This is a genomic window from Lysinibacillus sp. UBA5990 (assembly GCF_002429815.1).
GTDB lineage: Bacteria > Bacillota > Bacilli > Bacillales_A > Planococcaceae > Lysinibacillus > Lysinibacillus fusiformis.
The window spans coordinates 1,654,513-1,671,843 of the sequence record NZ_DJAY01000015.1 but is presented as its reverse complement, the minus strand read 5'-3'; the positions used below and the strand labels follow the sequence as shown (position 1 = coordinate 1,671,843).

General features: G+C 33.3%; 23 protein-coding genes. 17 read left to right on the top strand and 6 right to left on the bottom strand.

Annotated features, from left to right (window positions below):
• Positions 1-93: 93 nt before the first annotated feature.
• The gene (locus tag B3D94_RS20950) at positions 94-921 is read left to right on the top strand and encodes a DNA alkylation repair protein (protein WP_291760188.1); all 828 of its coding nucleotides are present in this window, start codon (positions 94-96) and stop codon (positions 919-921) included.
• Positions 922-1,022: 101 nt separating this feature from the next.
• On the opposite strand, the gene B3D94_RS20945 is transcribed toward B3D94_RS20950, so the two are convergent.
• Together B3D94_RS20945 and B3D94_RS20940 are read right to left on the bottom strand one after the other, a co-directional pair.
• Positions 1,023-1,193 carry a hypothetical protein gene (locus B3D94_RS20945; RefSeq protein ID WP_291760185.1) on the bottom strand — a complete coding sequence of 57 codons (171 nt, stop codon included), beginning with the start codon at positions 1,191-1,193 and terminating at the stop codon, positions 1,023-1,025.
• Positions 1,194-1,377: 184 nt separating this feature from the next.
• Positions 1,378-2,022 carry a pentapeptide repeat-containing protein gene (locus tag B3D94_RS20940; protein WP_291760182.1) on the bottom strand — a complete coding sequence of 215 codons (645 nt, stop codon included), beginning with the start codon at positions 2,020-2,022 and terminating at the stop codon, positions 1,378-1,380.
• 431 nt (positions 2,023-2,453) lie between these two features.
• On the opposite strand from B3D94_RS20940, the gene B3D94_RS20935 reads away from it, so the two are divergent.
• The 8 genes from B3D94_RS20935 to B3D94_RS20900 all read left to right on the top strand — a co-directional run bounded on the left by B3D94_RS20935 (position 2,454) and on the right by B3D94_RS20900 (position 6,953).
• Positions 2,454-2,933, top strand: coding sequence for a GNAT family N-acetyltransferase (locus B3D94_RS20935; protein ID WP_069481640.1), 480 nt, complete (start codon positions 2,454-2,456; stop codon positions 2,931-2,933).
• A 180-nt stretch (positions 2,934-3,113) separates the two neighbouring features.
• Entirely contained in the window at positions 3,114-3,422 is a 309-nt protein-coding gene (locus B3D94_RS20930; protein WP_254664296.1) for a hypothetical protein, read from the top strand.
• A 79-nt stretch (positions 3,423-3,501) separates the two neighbouring features.
• Positions 3,502-3,909 carry a DUF6157 family protein gene (locus B3D94_RS20925; protein ID WP_291760179.1) on the top strand — a complete coding sequence of 136 codons (408 nt, stop codon included), beginning with the start codon at positions 3,502-3,504 and terminating at the stop codon, positions 3,907-3,909.
• Positions 3,910-3,913: 4 nt separating this feature from the next.
• A complete protein-coding gene (locus tag B3D94_RS20920; protein ID WP_291760176.1) occupies positions 3,914-4,462 on the top strand; it encodes an aspartyl-tRNA synthetase in 549 nt (182 codons plus the stop codon).
• Between the two features lie 75 nt (positions 4,463-4,537).
• The gene (locus B3D94_RS20915) at positions 4,538-5,254 is read left to right on the top strand and encodes a UDP-N-acetylmuramyl pentapeptide phosphotransferase (protein WP_069481637.1); all 717 of its coding nucleotides are present in this window, start codon (positions 4,538-4,540) and stop codon (positions 5,252-5,254) included.
• Between the two features lie 132 nt (positions 5,255-5,386).
• A complete protein-coding gene (locus tag B3D94_RS20910) occupies positions 5,387-5,668 on the top strand; it encodes a hypothetical protein (RefSeq protein WP_069481636.1) in 282 nt (93 codons plus the stop codon).
• A gap of 137 nt (positions 5,669-5,805) precedes the next feature.
• Complete coding sequence (locus B3D94_RS20905) at positions 5,806-6,390, top strand: GNAT family N-acetyltransferase (RefSeq protein WP_291760172.1); 585 nt, start codon at positions 5,806-5,808, stop codon at positions 6,388-6,390.
• 191 nt (positions 6,391-6,581) lie between these two features.
• On the top strand, positions 6,582-6,953 hold the full coding sequence (locus tag B3D94_RS20900) for a hypothetical protein (protein WP_069481634.1): 372 nt from the start codon (positions 6,582-6,584) through the stop codon (positions 6,951-6,953).
• A 236-nt stretch (positions 6,954-7,189) separates the two neighbouring features.
• On the opposite strand, the gene B3D94_RS20895 is transcribed toward B3D94_RS20900, so the two are convergent.
• Positions 7,190-7,369 carry a hypothetical protein gene (locus B3D94_RS20895; RefSeq protein WP_069481633.1) on the bottom strand — a complete coding sequence of 60 codons (180 nt, stop codon included), beginning with the start codon at positions 7,367-7,369 and terminating at the stop codon, positions 7,190-7,192.
• Between the two features lie 507 nt (positions 7,370-7,876).
• Here B3D94_RS20895 and B3D94_RS20890 point away from each other — a divergent pair.
• Together B3D94_RS20890 and B3D94_RS20885 are read left to right on the top strand one after the other, a co-directional pair.
• Positions 7,877-8,341 (top strand): DUF3291 domain-containing protein, encoded by a 465-nt coding sequence (locus B3D94_RS20890; RefSeq protein ID WP_291760168.1) that lies wholly within the window; start codon positions 7,877-7,879, stop codon positions 8,339-8,341.
• Between the two features lie 30 nt (positions 8,342-8,371).
• Positions 8,372-8,758 (top strand): hypothetical protein, encoded by a 387-nt coding sequence (locus B3D94_RS20885; RefSeq protein WP_291760165.1) that lies wholly within the window; start codon positions 8,372-8,374, stop codon positions 8,756-8,758.
• 122 nt (positions 8,759-8,880) lie between these two features.
• Here B3D94_RS20885 and B3D94_RS20880 read toward each other — a convergent pair whose 3' ends face one another.
• Positions 8,881-9,816 (bottom strand): EamA family transporter, encoded by a 936-nt coding sequence (locus tag B3D94_RS20880; RefSeq protein WP_069483366.1) that lies wholly within the window; start codon positions 9,814-9,816, stop codon positions 8,881-8,883.
• Positions 9,817-10,265: 449 nt separating this feature from the next.
• On the opposite strand from B3D94_RS20880, the gene B3D94_RS20875 reads away from it, so the two are divergent.
• Both B3D94_RS20875 and B3D94_RS20870 read left to right on the top strand, forming a co-directional pair.
• Positions 10,266-11,180 carry an EamA family transporter gene (locus B3D94_RS20875; protein WP_069481630.1) on the top strand — a complete coding sequence of 305 codons (915 nt, stop codon included), beginning with the start codon at positions 10,266-10,268 and terminating at the stop codon, positions 11,178-11,180.
• Positions 11,181-11,335: 155 nt separating this feature from the next.
• Positions 11,336-11,977, top strand: a complete 642-nt coding sequence (locus tag B3D94_RS20870) for a DUF998 domain-containing protein (RefSeq protein ID WP_291760161.1) — start codon at positions 11,336-11,338, stop codon at positions 11,975-11,977.
• Between the two features lie 242 nt (positions 11,978-12,219).
• Here B3D94_RS20870 and B3D94_RS20865 read toward each other — a convergent pair whose 3' ends face one another.
• A complete protein-coding gene (locus tag B3D94_RS20865; RefSeq protein WP_089987252.1) occupies positions 12,220-12,783 on the bottom strand; it encodes a DUF7010 family protein in 564 nt (187 codons plus the stop codon).
• A 320-nt stretch (positions 12,784-13,103) separates the two neighbouring features.
• Here B3D94_RS20865 and B3D94_RS20860 point away from each other — a divergent pair, with 320 nt between their 5' ends.
• Positions 13,104-13,265 carry a hypothetical protein gene (locus B3D94_RS20860; protein ID WP_291760764.1) on the top strand — a complete coding sequence of 54 codons (162 nt, stop codon included), beginning with the start codon at positions 13,104-13,106 and terminating at the stop codon, positions 13,263-13,265.
• Between the two features lie 200 nt (positions 13,266-13,465).
• On the top strand, positions 13,466-13,753 hold the full coding sequence (locus B3D94_RS20855) for a hypothetical protein (RefSeq protein WP_069481627.1): 288 nt from the start codon (positions 13,466-13,468) through the stop codon (positions 13,751-13,753).
• Positions 13,754-13,999: 246 nt separating this feature from the next.
• Here B3D94_RS20855 and B3D94_RS20850 read toward each other — a convergent pair whose 3' ends face one another.
• Positions 14,000-15,355, bottom strand: a complete 1,356-nt coding sequence (locus B3D94_RS20850) for a lytic polysaccharide monooxygenase (protein ID WP_069483365.1) — start codon at positions 15,353-15,355, stop codon at positions 14,000-14,002.
• A 586-nt stretch (positions 15,356-15,941) separates the two neighbouring features.
• Between B3D94_RS20850 and B3D94_RS20845 the strand changes: the two genes are divergently transcribed.
• Positions 15,942-16,406, top strand: coding sequence for a DUF2243 domain-containing protein (locus B3D94_RS20845; protein ID WP_291760705.1), 465 nt, complete (start codon positions 15,942-15,944; stop codon positions 16,404-16,406).
• 13 nt (positions 16,407-16,419) lie between these two features.
• Positions 16,420-17,220 carry a cytochrome c oxidase assembly protein gene (locus B3D94_RS20840; protein ID WP_291760152.1) on the top strand — a complete coding sequence of 267 codons (801 nt, stop codon included), beginning with the start codon at positions 16,420-16,422 and terminating at the stop codon, positions 17,218-17,220.
• The last annotated feature ends 111 nt before the right edge of the window (positions 17,221-17,331 follow it).

The following is a 17,331-nucleotide window of genomic DNA, read 5'->3' as shown; positions in this document are numbered from 1 at the left end:
TGTCCATATTTAAGTGAATTATTTAAATTAAATAGAAATTATTAGTATAATAAACTTACTTTGGAAAAATGATTATAGTGGGAGGAAGTCTTCATGCCAATTCATATAGACATAGTAAACAGAAAAGGGGCTAGAAAAGTTAGTGAAATCCCTGAAGAGGTACTAACGTTATTGAATGAAGGAGAAATAGAGAGTGTGAATTTAACTGAATGGTTGGGGATCAATCATATTACGTTAGTGAAACATGTTTTACCTAAAGTAGGATTATCTCATAAATTAGAAAGTATAGTAGAAGAAATGTTAAAACAGAATGCTGAATCGGGAATGAAAGCAATTCGTTTAACTGGTGAACTATTGAATACAGCTATAGAGCAAGAAAATGACCAAACAAAAGAAGAAATGATTAAACAATTTGCGACGCATCCTTCTGATAGTGTTCGCTGTTGGGCAGCGTTTATGAATAAAAGTGGAAGCTCCTCTTTGAAAGAAAAATTAGCTTATATTTATCCCTTTGCTGGGGATCATCATTTTGGAGTTCGAGAAATTTCTTGGATGTCTATTAGAGAGGATATAGCGCAACATCTTGATGAAAGTATTGAATTGTTAACCGAATGGGCAAAAGAAGAGGATGAAAATATACGGAGATTTTCCATGGAAGTTATTCGTCCTCGTGGTGTTTGGGCCAAGCATATCGAAGATTTAAAACAGAACCCTAGTAAAGCCCTTCCTATTTTAAACCAACTGAAATCAGATCCATCAAAGTATGTACAAGATTCTGTAGGGAATTGGTTAAATGATGCCAGTAAAACCCAACCTGATTTTGTCATGATGCTTTGTGAAAAATGGAGTAAAGAATCTGATACAAAAGAAACTTCAAAAATTATAAAGAAAGCTAAAAGAACAATAGTGAAGGGCAATTAACTATAAAAAGGAAAAAATATAGCTCATGCAAAAGCAACAGGTTCTTGATGTGAACTAGTTGAATAGGTGGTAGGGGAAGGAAAATACCTTAAACTTTCTGATTAAATGCTGTTATTTTGTTTCTTCCCCGATTCCACTCCTGCCTCGAAAATAAAGATGAGCATAAGAAAGAAGATAACTATTTTTATCGTGAAGGTTTCTGTCCAAAAGCCCAAATAATACATGAACACCATAATAATAGATAAAAGTGTTTTAATCATCTTTAGGGTCATTATGACACCTCCTAATAGTCGGATTATCTTATAACAAAAGGCTTTATAATAGAAACGCTTTTTTTTTCATAAAACAAAAAGGTAGCCAAAAAGGAATAAATTTCAAGGGCTACTTGTAACGTAACATAATTATTTTTAAATGCTAGGCTGTTTTGAGTAGTTTATCAATCATTGCTGGGTCGTATCATTTAACCGTTAACCCGAGTAGTGAAGCAAAGCCGATAGCTTGTTCAGAAGATACTTCGCACCCATTCAAACTTTCGAGAGATACTTGAAGTCTTTGAAAGGTACACGTACTAATATCTATCCCCTTTAAAGAGGTTTCAGTAAAATCCACTTCATTAATATCACATTCATGGAATGCCACTTTATTGAGTAAGCAATCAAAATAATTCGCTCCTTGTAGGTTGGTGTTATCGAATACTACTTGTTTTAAACGAGCCTCAGGAAAATTGCTTAAGGTTGCCATACAATTTTCAAAAGAAACATTTCCAAGATTAGCCTCGGAAAAATTCACACCTAATAATTTACAGTTTTTAAAAACCACTCTATGTATAAGGCTTTCCTTTAAGTTTAAGTTAGATAAATCACAGTTTTCGAAAATGACATCTGTTACATCCATTTTTTTAAAAGAAGAATTGATGAATGTGACATTTTTAAAAATAACTTTAGATACGATTAATCTCTCAACAACCTCCTTATCAATGACTGTATCTGCGATCATACAATTTGATAAAAAAGGTTCTTCCTCGTAAAAAATATCTTGAAAATTGGCTTTTTCTAAATCAGTAGGTATTTTTGGTGATGTAAGTTGGAAATTAAGTGACATATAAGCACACCCTTCGAATGTAGTTAGCACCTATCTTATAGAAAAATAAATAAAATAAAAAGTCTTTCATATTAAGGGAAAGTGTGAGCAAATCTTTTATCACAATTTTGGATTAAAGTGTTCATTCCAATGATATTGCAAAGCAGGGAGAGAGGCATAGGCTTACCAATAGCCAGCGTACATAAATCCATCTGTTGCTGACTCCAGTGTCTTCAGTAGAAGAACATTCTATAACATATGACAAATACCTACGTGATGTTCCACTGAGTAAGCATAAGTGTCTCAGTGGTACTGAAAGTCAACAAACAGGATCCGAAACAGTTCACTAATGGAGTGCGCGGGCATTGTTTATTTAGAAATTTCAAATAAATGAATGACCAAAACCACATTAAATGGTAAAGTATAGAAAAAGTGATTGGGGGAATTGTCATATGGAAAAATTGAACAGGGTTGAACTACAGCATTTCTCAAGTGAATATAAGGAAGAGTTAAACTCTTTTGTCCTTACAGAGGAACAAAAACAATTCTCTGCGCTTCCAAGCAATTTTGAGGAAATCAACGAAGGACAGTATCGTATTGTCATTTTAAGTGATCATACACCTGTTGGTTTTTTTCTATTGAATTCAAATGAACGAGTAAAGAAATACTCTAATAATTCGAACGCTTTGTTAATATCGGCACTATCAATTAATCATGCTGAACAAGGAAAAGGGTACGCAAAACAGGGAATGTCATTACTAGTTGAGTTTGTTCAATCAGAATTCCCTCATTGTAATGAGCTTGTCTTAGTTGTAGATAAAGATAATATCCCCGCACAAAAGTTATATTTAAAGGTAGGATTTGAAGATACGAACGAGCGATTAATAGGACGGATTGGCGAAGAAATTATTATGAGACAATTCATAAAATAATACACGCAACTAGTACATAACGACCAACTTTTATGTATGAGAACGACTATGTACGGAAGTACGACGATGTTCGGTAGCAGAAACAGTAAATTGAAAACAATGATGAAGTAGCCAAGTAGCTACTTCTTTTTAAATTATGGCTAAATGTAAAAATTTAATAAGCGGAGGTGATGATCTCAGATGCGAGAAAGTGTCAATCATTTTATGAACGATCCGTGGTGGCTGATTTCAAAAGGTATGTCAGAAGCATTAAATGAAGAGTTAAAGAAAGAAATTTCACAACAACATATTCTTTATGGGAAAGAGGCAATAGCGGTGGCTAGAAGAGAAGATAATGATGATGTGATTTTTTGGATTGAAAAGATGAATAAATACGCAGTCGTTCATTTAACCTATTCGATAGAAACTTCAAGGGAATACCCTGTTACATCATTATATACACGGAGAGAGTTAGAAGAATACTGTAAGAGTGTTTCTAAGCTTTATTAAATTATTAGAGATGGAAGGTCTTTCAAACTTTATTTTTACACTTTTTACAATTATGGTAATATAAAGGAGGGTTCATTCGATGAGTTATAAAAATACCTTTATTAAAATTTCAGAGGATTCAGAAGTTACTTCCGCAGTTACTCCTCTCCCAAGGAACAACAAGCCTACTATTGCTTCAATTGAATTTGATTTAATTAGACATAACCCATACAAATACAAAGAGGAAGATGTGCAATTCCAAACGTATTTGATTAAAAATCAAATTGAATCGAATTCATTAGATGAAATCAGAAAACAATTTTTCCAAAAGTCTAAAGCGTGTTTTAGAGCCTCACCTTTAGTAAAGAGATACGGGTGGGGAATACACTATGATGATGAAGGGAAACTTGCACTATATGATGTTAATAGTGAAGGGTATGAGCGATTTCTCCATTCGGATCAAATCACTTTATTAAATGGTATGCGTTCTAAACGAAGGGGTAAATAACGGTATGAGGGAATTCTTCATAAAAAAATGGTTACTAGTAATCTCATTTGTCTTCATTGCTTATGCTTGGGGGATGATAGCGAAATCAGAATCCTACTCAGAACCTCAAGAAGCGTTATTGTCAAAGGATAGTGATTTAGTGTTAATCCCCAGCTATCAGCTAAAGGATAAGGCACTCTTCTTTTTTATAAAAAAGACGAATCATATAGGGGCTGCTTATGTTGAAAAAGGGCTCTTTGGATGGAATGCCCAAATGCTTACTTGGAGCCAAATGGACATGGAGAGAGGCTATGAAAAATTGGACGATATAAAAGGACATGGCGATAGTCTAATCTATGGACTCATTAGGAATGGAGACGAACGACTTGTTAAAATCGGCGAAAGTTACGCTACTATACTAGATCTAGCCGTCATACTGCCACCAAGTGAAGTAGAAAACTATCGATTAGAAGGTCTATTTATTTGGTATTTTGAAGGCCATACATCTCCGAACGAAGAGGAAATAACACTCATTAATAAAATTACTCAGGAAGAACTAGATGCGTATTTTTAAATGCATGGAATAATAGTTTAAAGCGAGAATAGCTCTACATATTTATTTTAAAAATGTATTTCAGGAGGGAAAAAATTGTTATATACAGCTCTATTAATTGGCATCGTAGTTATTATAATAGCCGATAAGCTTACTCAAGCATTTAAATTATCAAGCATTTGGAGATTAATTAGTCAAATTTTTGCTTCACTTGTTATCATAATGGTTGGCAGTCTTGAGGTGAATTATATTAATCTAAGTAACCACATCGAATTAGGGTATTTGGCGATTCCTTTTACTTTATTATTTCTCGTAGGCTTTACAAATGTTATGAATATAGAAAGAGGACAAAATCCTTTAATATTACTATTGCCATTGGTCTCTTTAGTTTGCTTCTCCATGGCAGCCTTCTTTATGGGCCATTCATTTATTTTAATAATCGGGATTTCTACTTGTTTAGCAATCATGCTTATTCTGCTTTATAGCTATTTCACAGGTAACCTATTTATAGGACAATCGCTTACTACAACAATAGGTTTTATCATAGCGGTACTTTCAATATCGCTCATTAAACATTTTATTGTATTCATTTATATTCCGATATTTACGTTAGCTCTACCATTCACTTTATATTATTTTATTCACAATAAATTTACGAATGTCCAAGCCATTACAATTAGCACTTTAACAGCTGTACTATTTGGTGCATTCATATTCATCATCCCTGCTCATCTATTGTGGTATCCTGTTGTTGGGATAACAATTATTTTGGTCATCATGCAATCTTCACGTAAATTTCGTATCATTTGGTAACATCGTTCTGCTTCCCTAATATGGGTATGGATGCTTTTTTTACAGAATATAAGTTCTTAAATGTTTTAATTTTGTATTTGTAACCATATAATACCATAAGCGCTTCTATTAGTGTGAGTGGGGGTGAGGTAAATGAAAATGAAGGCACAAACTAATTTTATTGATTTAGTAAAAAATACGATTAGTAATAACGGACAATCTATTGAAGAACGACTTGAAGAAAAGCACAAAGGCTTTGAAAAAGGTTGGAAAATGGATGAAAATGAAGTTGTGTTTTGGGTAAGTCCTACATTAAGACTTAGTGATTATACAGGAAGCATAATGAACGAATTTAGATTCAATCTATTTTTTGACGAAGAAAGTGAAAAGTTTATAGTATCTGGTAACAATGCTAAGTCACGAAGTCTATTATAAATAATCAATTACCAAGTCACATCCAAAATTAGATGTGGCTTTTTAATAGTTAAGGATCATCATTAATTTTGAAAATTTTCTAAATTGAATATGTTACTATTCAATTATGCTATTTTATGGTGAAAAGGAGAGTTATTATGAAAAATAAGTTCGAATTTAAAGATTTCCCTAAATTGGAAACAGAACGCTTCATTCTAAGAAAAGGCACAGTAGATGATTGTAGTGATATTTTTGAGCTTTATGCTAATGAAAATGTGGTTAAGTATCTTCCATTAAATTTATTTGAATCAGTCGAAGACGCAATGGTTGAAATCAATTGGTATGAAAAAATTTTTAAGGAACAAATCGGTTTAAGATGGGTAATTGAAGAAGCCAAAACGAAAAAAGTGATTGGAACATGTGGCTATTTGAATTATGAAAAAGAACATAACCGTATAGAAATTGGTTATGATTTGAAACCGGATTATTGGGGGCAGGGTATTATGCAAGAGACTTTAGGCAAGATTATACATTTTGCCTTTACGTCGATGGAAATAAATAAAATAGAAGCGAAAGTTGAACCTGAAAATAAAGCATCAATAAGATTGCTGGGAAAATTAAATTTTTGCCAAGAAGGTGTTTTAAGACAACATGAATTTGAAAAAGGGAAATATGTTGATCTTGTCCTTTTTTCAATCTTGAAAAGTGAATATATCGAGCTAAATGAAGAGTCACGCTTGTAATGAGCAGTGGCTTTTTTCTTTTCTTAATATAAAGAAGCATAGATTTATAATGTTTGAAGTTTTTAATTACCAAAATTTGTGTTCTATGACTATGCTTTAATATAAAATAGGAGAGAAGGGAATGATTAACAAATATTTTGATGATTTGTGTAAGATATATTGTTGTTAAAAAATAAGAGGATTGTGAAAAGATGTTACAAAATAAAATTATCTCAGCTGTTATTACATTAATTATAGGTGCATTTATTATTCCATTATTTATTGGAGCCACATACAGCATTTCATACGGTATTTATGGCACAGCATTTACTGCACCAGCTATGCTTATAGCTGTTGTAGTGTCATTTTTAATTGAAAAAAACAGTAAAAATAAAATTGTTATATTCATGTATATGAAGCATTTATTAAGTGCATTAATTTTTTCACTATTATTTAGTTTAATTAATTTTAATGTTAATACTTTTAAGGATACTATTTATATAGCTTCATTAATGGGAAGTATTTATATAACTATATTTGTAATTTTTGATTATTTGTTGAAAAGATTAAAAAGTGGTAGATAAAAGAATTAAAACTCACACAAGTACGTTTGGGTACGTTTGTTACAGCAAGCAAAAATTATGTTGAGACATAATGGCTTTCACATATAAACAAATCGCTAACAAGTATTTCAAGGTGCCATACATAATGAAAAGAAATGTAGAATTAAAGTATGTGTATGTGTTATCATGCTGTATTTTGTATTACACGACTAAATGCAAATCCAGTTACAAAATTATTATTGTTCATGGTACTTTTATTATTTTTTAAGTTTAATTCTATGATTACGGTAAAGTGCCATCATCAATAAACCGGTTGCTAATAGTAAGATTAATAATAAGAAGACCCTATTAGTTATATTAAGTGGATTATTAACTATTAGAATACCTGCAGTTAAACCGATTACTAAACTTAAAAAGAAATTTATAAGCTTTTCCATTATAGTTCCACCTCCTATAATGATTAGATTAACATTTTCACTTAAGATATTAAAATAAATGAAGAAGTAGCCAATAGGCTACTTCTTTTTAGTTATTTCTGAAAATATTGTCCTTTAACTAATGGAGACGATCATTAAAGCACATAAGCTTATCCTGTAGCCTTTCTTCAGAGTCTCAAATGGATTTAGCTGAAGAAACTTTAGGTTTTGAATATTATTACCTTTTTTAATAGGTTATTGTTAATGAGTACACCACTTCTTGTGCTAAAAGCTGGAGAACTGAAGAAAATGTGCAAATTTCAAATAAGGAAATTTATATCAATATCAAAAAGAACCATTAGTGATAATAGGAACAACTTGAGAACCGAAAGTTTTTAATTAATAACCATGGAGTTACATATGTAGCATTTTTCTTAATAAAACTTTCTAGTCAATTTAATTAAGAAGGGATTTTCGTAATTTTACTTGAATACATCTATAAAAAAGGGTATATATGGAGGGCTGTTTATGGCATTAGTTTCAATCTATACTGTTGGTAGGCTAAACTATCCCTATGATCACCCAATCTCTCGTGATTTTTATCAAGTGGGGAATGAAGTATATCGTCAGGCGACTAAATCTGGACTTATAGAGGCATTTTCACCTGAAGGGGTCACTTTCCCCGAAGAAACTGTAAAGGGAAAGGGTTCTCCAATTCTAACGCTCACAGTATGGAGAAGCCTTCAATCTTTATATCGCTTTACTTATTCAGGACAGCATATACAGGCATTAAGGGATAGGAGCAAATGGATCGAGCCATACCCAGAAAAGCACCTATCTTATGTAGTTTGGTGGACAGAGTATGTAAAGGGTGTCTCATGGGATGAGGCATTTAAGAGGTACAACTACTATATTGAACATGGTTCAACTCCTTTTGCATTTGATTTTAAGCTTACATTCGATGAAAAAGGTGAGATTATTTGTATACCATAAATTATTCATATAGAGCAAGGATGAATATAAATGAAGGGTTTTATGATTGATTATTTTGAACGTAAATTAAGATTTAAAGATATGGAAATATGGGATATTCGATTTGGAAAAGATATTTATAGGATGTTAATTGTAGATGAAAACCGTGCTTCTGAAATAAAGGATCTGAACTTGCCTCCTAATGCAAGGGTATTTGAAGAAGATTTAAGAGAGAATTTAATCACTGTGAAGGTATACTCCGAAAAACAAGTAAAAAGAGAACATATAGAATTAATCGATCAATTTGCTAAACAATTAACGGATCATGTTGCATTAGCTCATTGTGATATTCATCTTACGTTTTATACTGGTAAGATGAATGATAATTTTTTTGAAAAAATTCCTTTAAAGCATTTGCTACATTTCAACCAGGACTAATTTCTAAGCAGTTCGACCCCGCCCATAGTGGAAATCAACGGCTTTAGTTTATTTTATTGTAAAAGAAAAAAGACTGTAGGCAAGCTCAAAATTCATTGAGTTTGTCTACAGTCTGAAAGGATCTAAATCGAAGATCCTTTTGCTATTTCTTTGCTTGATTTTTTGTATGTTGTTTGGTTGTTTCTTAACAAGCTATCTTTATCTAATATGGTTGGTAAACATATACCAATAATAATCGTTACAATACCTGCTATTTGCAAAATTGTAACCGTTTCGCTTAATAAGATAATAGATACCATCACTGCGATTGGTAATTCAACAGCACTTAAAATGGATGACATCCCTAATCCAACTTTAGGGACGGCAATAGTGAATAAGAACACGGGTATAATCATACCAAATAATCCCAATGCCAATCCGTAAACCCAAAGTCCTTCGTTAAACAAAGTCCCATTCCAAATAATTTCTGGAGATTGAAAAATCGCTGTAATCATAAAGGCAAAGAACGAAACAAACACTAAACGGTTAGATGTGGACATACTTGCTGTAGCTTTTCCATTCACATATAAAAATAAGGAATAACAAAGAGCAGCTGCTAATCCCCATAACCATCCTTGCATAGGGATTTGGGATAAATCAACATCAATTATGCCAGCAGCTGGTATGGTTCCAGCTACCAATATGATTAAAGAGATTAATTCAATTCTACTTGGAAATTGTCTTTTTGTAATACAAGAAATTAACATACCAATCCATGTAAATTGAAACAGTAGTACAACTGCCAACGAAGCGGGCAAAAAGTTCAAAGAATGACCATATAAAATGTTTGTTAATCCTGTTAAAAAACCTGCGAATATAAGGATTTTAACGCCTTTAAAGCTTAATTTAGATCTGTTTGTAACTAAGAAGATACATACCGCTATACAAAAGCCTATAAAAAACTGACTTGTCACGGCCTCAGAGACAGAAAACCCACTACGCATGGCCAGTTTTATAATAGTTGAAACGATACCAAAACTACTAGCTGCGATAATGACTAGTAGGGGATAAAGATACATCTTCATTTATCCACTTCCCTCCTAAAACGTTTATATAAATTGAATTTGGTTATGATTTTGAGATTTAGAAAAAAAATCATAATCTCCAATATAAATCACAGATTGCTATTTTACAATCTTTTTTTTCGATAATCATGGCTGTTGAAAAAGAATTTTTAAGTGGAGGAAAGAAGATTTTTAGAAAAGGTAAAAAGGCCAAAACCATATATACCAAGGCTTTGGCTTAACATAGTGACTAAAACATTTTTCAAAAGGGAGTATTGGATTTGCTAGCGAGAGAAAATTAATAGTATTGACACTTCGAAGCTTTTTTTATACAATTGTCCTAATTTTATAAGCAAACGCTCGCAAGTTCGTGAGTGGCGGAATTTTGTAGAGTTTCCACTCTGTTTCATTCGCTCGTTGTCTATTTATAGACGACGAGATTTTTTATTTTTTGGAGGGATTTTTTGAAAAAATTGAAGTTTTCTTTAGTGGTTTTATTAGGTGCCTGTAGCTATGGGATCCTATCTTCCATTTTGAAAGTTGGATTTTCAAATGGCTATACTTTTCCTGAACTTTTAGGGGGACAATATGTATTCGGTTGGTTTGGACTATTATTACTCGTTCTTACTTTTTCTCGTCATAAAGTATCCTCAAAAAATATAGTATCACTGTTAGCGGTTGGGACAACGATGAGTTTAACGAGTATCTTTTACGGTTTTTCTGTAAAAGAACTGCCAGCATCTATTGCGATTGTGTTGTTATTTCAATTCACATGGATGGGTGTTCTCATTGAAGCGATTACTAATAAAACCTTCCCAAGTCGCGAAAAGGTTTTGTCGATCGTTATCTTATTTGTAGGAACGATGTTCGCTGGGGGTGTTTTTGAAGGGTTAGGACAACAATTATCTATGAAAGGAATACTCTTTGGACTACTAGCAGCTATAACTTTTTCTTTATATATATTTGCAAGTGGACGTGTTTCTACCGAAGTACCGATCTATTCAAAAAGCTTTCTTATGACAACGAGTGCAACACTTTTTGTTTGTATCATGTTCCCCCCAACATACTTGATGGATGGTACATTGCAGGCTGGACTATGGAAATATGCGCTAATCCTAGGTTTTTTTGGTGTCGTTATACCAGTTATTTGTTTTTCTATTGGTATCCCAAAAGTAGGGACGGGTTTAGGAACAATTTTAGGAGCTGTCGAGCTACCAACAGCCGTTATCGCTTCCATTACGCTTGTTCATGAGGTCGTGTCTCCTCTGCAATGGCTAGGTATTATATGTATTTTATTGGGGATTTTCATACCTCAAATGTTAAATGTACGAAAAGAGAGGCAAATAGCCAGTTTTGGTCATGAAACCACGGAATTTTAAAATGCAATCTAAATATAAAACGTAGTTTGCCTAAATAGAAGCTTTCATCTTTGGATGAAGGCTTTTTTATATGGTAAGAAAGAAGAACGTATTGTTTTAATGGCTACTTATTGGTAATTAATGATGGAAATAACTATATAATTATAAAAAGGGGGATGGATATTATATATGTATCTAAAAAAATAGGAATAGTGAGTTGGATTGTTACCATTTTATATTTTGTAATAGAACCAATTTTTATTATGACTTCACTTGTACCTTATAATATGATGCAACAAGCTATGAGTGATTTAGGAGTGACTTCATGTGGGAAGTATACTTACGCAATCGCGCCACATGAAATTTGTTCGCCGTATCATTTTTGGATGAATGTATTGTTTATTGTAAATGGTTTATCATTTTCGGTTGGTGTATTGTATCTATCCCAATACTTAGAAAAGAATTTAATCAATAAATTAGCAACAGTATGTATTCTTATTTTTGCACTAGGAAATAGTGTATCTGGTGTTATACCAGCAGATGTTCATTTATTTTGGCATTCGATTTTAGCTCAAATAGGCATGATAACTGTTTTAATTGGAATGGGGATCTATGCAAAATCATTGGTTAAAGGTAAACGGTGGACTTATTATAACTTAATGGTACTGATAGCTTTACTTATCCTTATCGGTCTTTTATTTTTCCTTCCTTTGCCAGCAGGTTTATTACAAAGACTTTATTATGGAGTAATTTTCGTGTGGGGGATGGGACTAACAATTTTATTACGCTCATCAGAAATAAAACCAGGTACTCAATGACTTGAGCCTGGTAATTTTTTTATATACACGTAAAAAGAGAGTATTATGAAAAGGAGCAGGAACGATACATAGCAATAAAAAAAGCTGCTTAATCTGACTAGAGATTAAACAGCACATGGATATTGTAAATATAAAACATAAAAAGGAAAAAGTCAACAAATCCCGAAAAAATATAGCATCAAGCACAATGATAAAGCAAATAACTTTTTCGGAATTTACTTATATAATTTCTTCCATAAAAATCACCTTATAACAGATGACGATACTGATTTGGCTTTAAGTTCTCCTTGAATTAAAGCAACGCCAATCCCATACACAATCGAAATAGCTAAAGGTACAAGAGTGAAAGCATAATCAACAAAGAAACCACCTAAGATGAGAGCCGAAAAACAGGTTCCTAAAGTAACGAATAAATAGGCTTTACTTTTATAAATCCATATGTATGGAAGAAAATGAGAGCCTGCAAGTAAACCAATTGTGAAGGGAAGGTATTCAGGTATTTTCATATACACGATGATAAATACAGGTATATAAAAAGCTTGAGGAGCTGCCACTATTCCTCCTAAAACTCCTAGAGGATTGTCTGTAGAATTTAAACTGACGCCGAGAATTTTACCAATGAACATGCCAATAGGGAAAATAGCGCCCAAACCAAATATCCAAATTAAACGGACAGCCTCTATTGGAAGAACAAAATACATGAGGGTGAAAATTAAAAAGACTAGGACACCAGATAGTAGAATGGGGAATCCTTTTTTCGTTTCAGCTATAAGCTCATTTTGTAAATTTACAAGAGTTTTACTCATAAATGTACCACCTTTCATAAAATGGGAAGAAGATAGTATAGTATAACAGTTCATTATTATATTAACTTAATTATCTCAAAAATGGTATTTTTTTCTGTTGATTTAGCGGAATATATAGGGAAATGGCAATGGAGGGGAAACGTAAAAAATCAGTCAAATGAAGGGGTAGCCAGCATTGCATTCGTCAGTTGTTCTTCCATTACATTCTTTTGAAAACTAAACGTTCATAATCACAATGTGAAGCATTTGGATATGTTATGATCAAATTTGTGAAAAATGTTTACTAACGGTCAGTATGGTTAAATGGAATAGGGGGACAGATGATGGATAATCAATATTTTGTAGGTTGGGGTACATTAGCGTTAATCAATGCTGGATTGGCGCAAGGGAAGAATAGAAGGGGTTTAAATTGGTTCTTACTTTCTGTTATATTAGGTCCAATCGCCACACTAATTTTGTTATTTGTTGAAAAGAGACCGTAATACACCTTCAACATAGAGAATTTGCAAATGAAGGTTAAAAATTTTTCCCTTGTGGCGATACTATTGATTAAACTAAAAATAAGACTACTTTGTTTACGGATCACCGTATGCGATGAAAGTCGCCTGTATGGTGAAGGCTCGTTATAAAGCATCTGAATGTATAAGACGAGAATAGCGTGCCAGGAGCACCTTTAGTTACTTTGGGAACAACAAATAATAGAGATGGCTTTTCTGTATTATTTTCAGAAACAGTCCATATGCAATTGGCAGGATGGTCTGATGGTCTGATAATGGTACAAAATGAATTTCGTCTTGATGAGATAGTTCCATATAATAACTTTAATTTTAAAGTGGACATCCATTCAACTACTGGTGAAATTAGCCTCCAATTTAGTGTTCAACAAAGTAATAGTACAATAAGCATGTATAAAGCAATATACAATGAAGTTTCTGAAACATGGAGTTTGATGGAAATTACAGCTCTATAATTAATTTAGATGAACTTCAGTTGATGGTGGGGTTATTTCTTCGAACTGTAGTCTAAACGTTGCGGTGAAAACTCTTTTCAATCATAAAACGGTTCCTTCATTGAAATTATATGTACCTAACTTGTTGGGTAATCTCCTTGGATTATTAGCGTGTAAAAAGCAGCTTGCATGCAAGCTGCTTTTTACTTGAATAATTTCTATTGGAATAAAACGATGCTGAATTCTCTTCTTAGAAAAACTGATTTTTTATTTAATTTCTTTCCATAAAGACAATGCGTTTATCCAATTTGGATCTCCATAGCCTTGATAGCTTTGAACCGCTTCATAATTCTTACCTTGATACTCTACCATATCACCTTTTTTGTACGCCTTAAATGGACTCCATTGCTCATAAGAAGTACTTTGCTCTTTAGTTGTTACAGTTAAAATGGAACTTTTAATGGACTCATTCCCAGCTACATCTACGGCCGTTACTGCATACATATAGGAAGTATTTGATTGAAGATTCATGTCCATAAATGACGTGATTGTTGAAGTCCCAACAGCAGTCATTTGTTCTTTTGTTGACCCTCTATATATAACATAATGGTCAACGGCTACATTATCCTCTGAAGCACCCCACATTAAGTCGGCACTTGAAGAAGTGATTCCCATTGTATGTAGTGAAGTTGGTTGCGTAGGTGATTCTGTATCTGGAGCAGCATTCAATGTTTCTACAACTAGAGATTCACTTACTGCAGATACATTCCCAGCTGCGTCTACTGCCTTTACTGAGTAAGTATATTTTGTATTGGAATTTAAATTTTTATCTGTGAATGTCGTTCCTGGAATAGTGGCAACTACTTTGCCATCACGTAATATTTGATATTCTTTTACACCTACATTATCTGTAGAAGGGTTCCATTTTAGCTCGGCACTAGTAGAAGTAACTTTTGTTGTATGTAACCCATTTGGCTGAGTTGGGGCTTCCGTGTCTACATTACCACTGTTATTCACCAAATTTACATCAATCACATTATAGAACGCATTTGAAGTGTCAGCGACATCCCAAACGGCTAGGATCACGTGATAGCCACTACGATCTGTTGGCACGTTAATTGTATGAGTTAAGTTAGTCGATGCAGCAGAGCCATTATGTGCTACAGCTCCAATTGGCTCAAGATCAGCACGGGTTAATGGTTTATTAGGATTCCAATCACGTTTAGTAATATAATAGTGCCATTTGCTTGTTAAATGTGGCGCAGTATACTTCCATGTAAACGTATTAGGCCCTCCCGTAATTGTATTCTTAAACCAACGATCTGTCGTTTGTTGATCAAGGATACCACCAAAAAGACCTCCTGCAGATGCAATTTTTCCATCCATCGGTCCACTTTGCGGAAATCCTTTAGGCGCCTCTAGACTCTGTGGTTCATACATTATGCTTCCACACATTAAGTTAAGAGCTCCATAATTTTGAGTACATAAGGCTGCTCGGCTAGCTGGTTTTTCAACAAATCCATGTGCATATGCATTTGGAGCTGTCGAAATCCCTATGATTCCAGCTGCTAATAGGGCAGCACTCAGACCTTTTTTGCTTAATTTTGTAAATTTAGTGTTCATCATCCATCGTCTCCTTATTTTGAAATTGTATTGCGACTAGTATGATAGCAATAGATTAATAATTATTCAAACTAGAGATAAATAATACAATAGTTTTATTTTGTAAAAAAATATTTTTGTGGAAATATAGGTATAAAGTTCTTTTTTAGTTGAAAATGTTATTTTAATAAGCTAATTTCTATTAAAAAAAGCTATAAATTCTAATAAAATATTTAAATTTGTCTATTTTCGTACTAATTGATATTATTTCGAAATATACAGCCGTTTGGGCTTGTAAAGCTCATTAGAGATGTCAATAAAAGACAGACTCAGTTTCGCCCCGTAGTAACAAACCAATAGCATCTCAAGAAGTGGTAGCAGTGGCACAATCACCGCTGATGGTTGTATTTGGACTATAAAGAAAACCCATTTATGAGGTTAAAGGGAATGAAGCAATAAGTTGAAAAGGGGATTACCAATAGGAATTGTGGGTTTACTACACGGTGTAAACAAAGGAGTTGATTCCTTGAAATTGTTTAAATCCTTTTATTTCATGGGTAGACTAATAAAAATTTAAATTGAGGTGAATGGGTTGGATATATCAAAAATGTATGAGGAGAAACATCATAAACACGAAAATCGTTTTCAGTATGGGCAACGTAATATGTGGACCGGTATATTATTTGGTTTTGGTGTAGTAGCATTTATAGACGAGGTAGTTTTTCATCAATTATTACATTGGCATCATTTCTATGATAAATCTACAGCTAATATGGGATTAGTCTCTGATGGATTGTTTCATGCCTTTAGCTTCTTTGCCACAATTGGTTCTGCTTTTTTACTGGCAGATCTTCATCGAAAACATGGATTTTGGTTAAAAAGATGGCTTGGGGGAATTTTTCTAGGTGCAGGAACATTTCAACTTTACGATGGTATAATTCAACATAAATTCATGAGGCTACATCAAATTCGATATGATGTTAATATTGTCCCCTATGATATTGTTTGGAATGTGCTAGCGGCTATTTTAATCGTAATTGGTATAGTCTTATTATTTAAAACTAATCAATAAGGGGGTACCACCTTTGCATACACATGAACCTCACATTCAAAATTTTTCTATCATTGCACAGCTCCTAATAGTTTTCCCGTTTTTTATTTCTTTTATTTCCTATATTGTTGCAGTCGTACTCTCCAATCAGCATAAAAAACAATGGCCTACTGTTCGGACATTATGTTGGATACTTGGGCATCTATGTGCCATGTTATCATTAATCGGTCCATTAGCAGAGCTTGCACATGTAAATTTTTCAGCCCATATGGTTGGTCATTTATTGCTTGGAATGCTAGCGCCACTGCTTATAGCGTTATCGGCACCTATTACCTTATTCTTAAGGGCTATCCCTGTGAAAAAGGCTCGTTTTATTTCACGTATACTACGTAACTCTTACTTCAGATTTGTGTCGAATCCTATCATAGCAACTATACTGAATGTAGGTGGTTTATGGCTGCTCTATACTACCCCTCTATTTAACATGATGCACGAAAACTCTGTTTTGTATATGTTGATTCACCTTCATATTTTTCTAGCAGGTTATTTGTTTACTATTGCATTTATCTATATTGATCCAACTCCACATCCATTATCTTATGTTTTTCGTTCAGTCGTTTTATTGATAGCTTTAACAGCTCATTCGATATTGTCCAAATATATTTATGCGTATCCTCCTAGTCATGTATCTCCTGAGCAAGCAGAGCAGGGTGCTATGATTATGTACTACGGCGGAGATCTAATTGAAATTGCACTTGTTTCTATACTATTTTACCAATGGTTTAAAAGGACAAGAAATACTGTTGTTGCAAAGACCATTAGCTCATTACCATAATTGTTAACGAGCTATTTTTAACTTAATTAAATAATGGTTAAGGAACGGTTTGCGTAACTTTTGATTGGAGAATCCGATGTGGCACCTGCTCCGATAATGTCTTCAGCCATT

Coding starts and splice junctions, on each gene's coding strand:
- B3D94_RS20950 (WP_291760188.1), top strand. CDS start 94: ATGCCAATTCATATAGACATAGTAAACAGAAAAGGGGCTAGAAAAGTT.
- B3D94_RS20945 (WP_291760185.1), bottom strand. CDS start 1,193: ATGACCCTAAAGATGATTAAAACACTTTTATCTATTATTATGGTGTTC.
- B3D94_RS20940 (WP_291760182.1), bottom strand. CDS start 2,022: ATGTCACTTAATTTCCAACTTACATCACCAAAAATACCTACTGATTTA.
- B3D94_RS20935 (WP_069481640.1), top strand. CDS start 2,454: ATGGAAAAATTGAACAGGGTTGAACTACAGCATTTCTCAAGTGAATAT.
- B3D94_RS20930 (WP_254664296.1), top strand. CDS start 3,114: ATGCGAGAAAGTGTCAATCATTTTATGAACGATCCGTGGTGGCTGATT.
- B3D94_RS20925 (WP_291760179.1), top strand. CDS start 3,502: ATGAGTTATAAAAATACCTTTATTAAAATTTCAGAGGATTCAGAAGTT.
- B3D94_RS20920 (WP_291760176.1), top strand. CDS start 3,914: ATGAGGGAATTCTTCATAAAAAAATGGTTACTAGTAATCTCATTTGTC.
- B3D94_RS20910 (WP_069481636.1), top strand. CDS start 5,387: ATGAAAATGAAGGCACAAACTAATTTTATTGATTTAGTAAAAAATACG.
- B3D94_RS20905 (WP_291760172.1), top strand. CDS start 5,806: ATGAAAAATAAGTTCGAATTTAAAGATTTCCCTAAATTGGAAACAGAA.
- B3D94_RS20900 (WP_069481634.1), top strand. CDS start 6,582: ATGTTACAAAATAAAATTATCTCAGCTGTTATTACATTAATTATAGGT.
- B3D94_RS20895 (WP_069481633.1), bottom strand. CDS start 7,369: ATGGAAAAGCTTATAAATTTCTTTTTAAGTTTAGTAATCGGTTTAACT.
- B3D94_RS20890 (WP_291760168.1), top strand. CDS start 7,877: ATGGCATTAGTTTCAATCTATACTGTTGGTAGGCTAAACTATCCCTAT.
- B3D94_RS20885 (WP_291760165.1), top strand. CDS start 8,372: ATGAAGGGTTTTATGATTGATTATTTTGAACGTAAATTAAGATTTAAA.
- B3D94_RS20880 (WP_069483366.1), bottom strand. CDS start 9,816: ATGTATCTTTATCCCCTACTAGTCATTATCGCAGCTAGTAGTTTTGGT.
- B3D94_RS20870 (WP_291760161.1), top strand. CDS start 11,336: ATGGATATTATATATGTATCTAAAAAAATAGGAATAGTGAGTTGGATT.
- B3D94_RS20865 (WP_089987252.1), bottom strand. CDS start 12,783: ATGAGTAAAACTCTTGTAAATTTACAAAATGAGCTTATAGCTGAAACG.
- B3D94_RS20860 (WP_291760764.1), top strand. CDS start 13,104: ATGATGGATAATCAATATTTTGTAGGTTGGGGTACATTAGCGTTAATC.
- B3D94_RS20850 (WP_069483365.1), bottom strand. CDS start 15,355: ATGAACACTAAATTTACAAAATTAAGCAAAAAAGGTCTGAGTGCTGCC.
- B3D94_RS20845 (WP_291760705.1), top strand. CDS start 15,942: ATGTATGAGGAGAAACATCATAAACACGAAAATCGTTTTCAGTATGGG.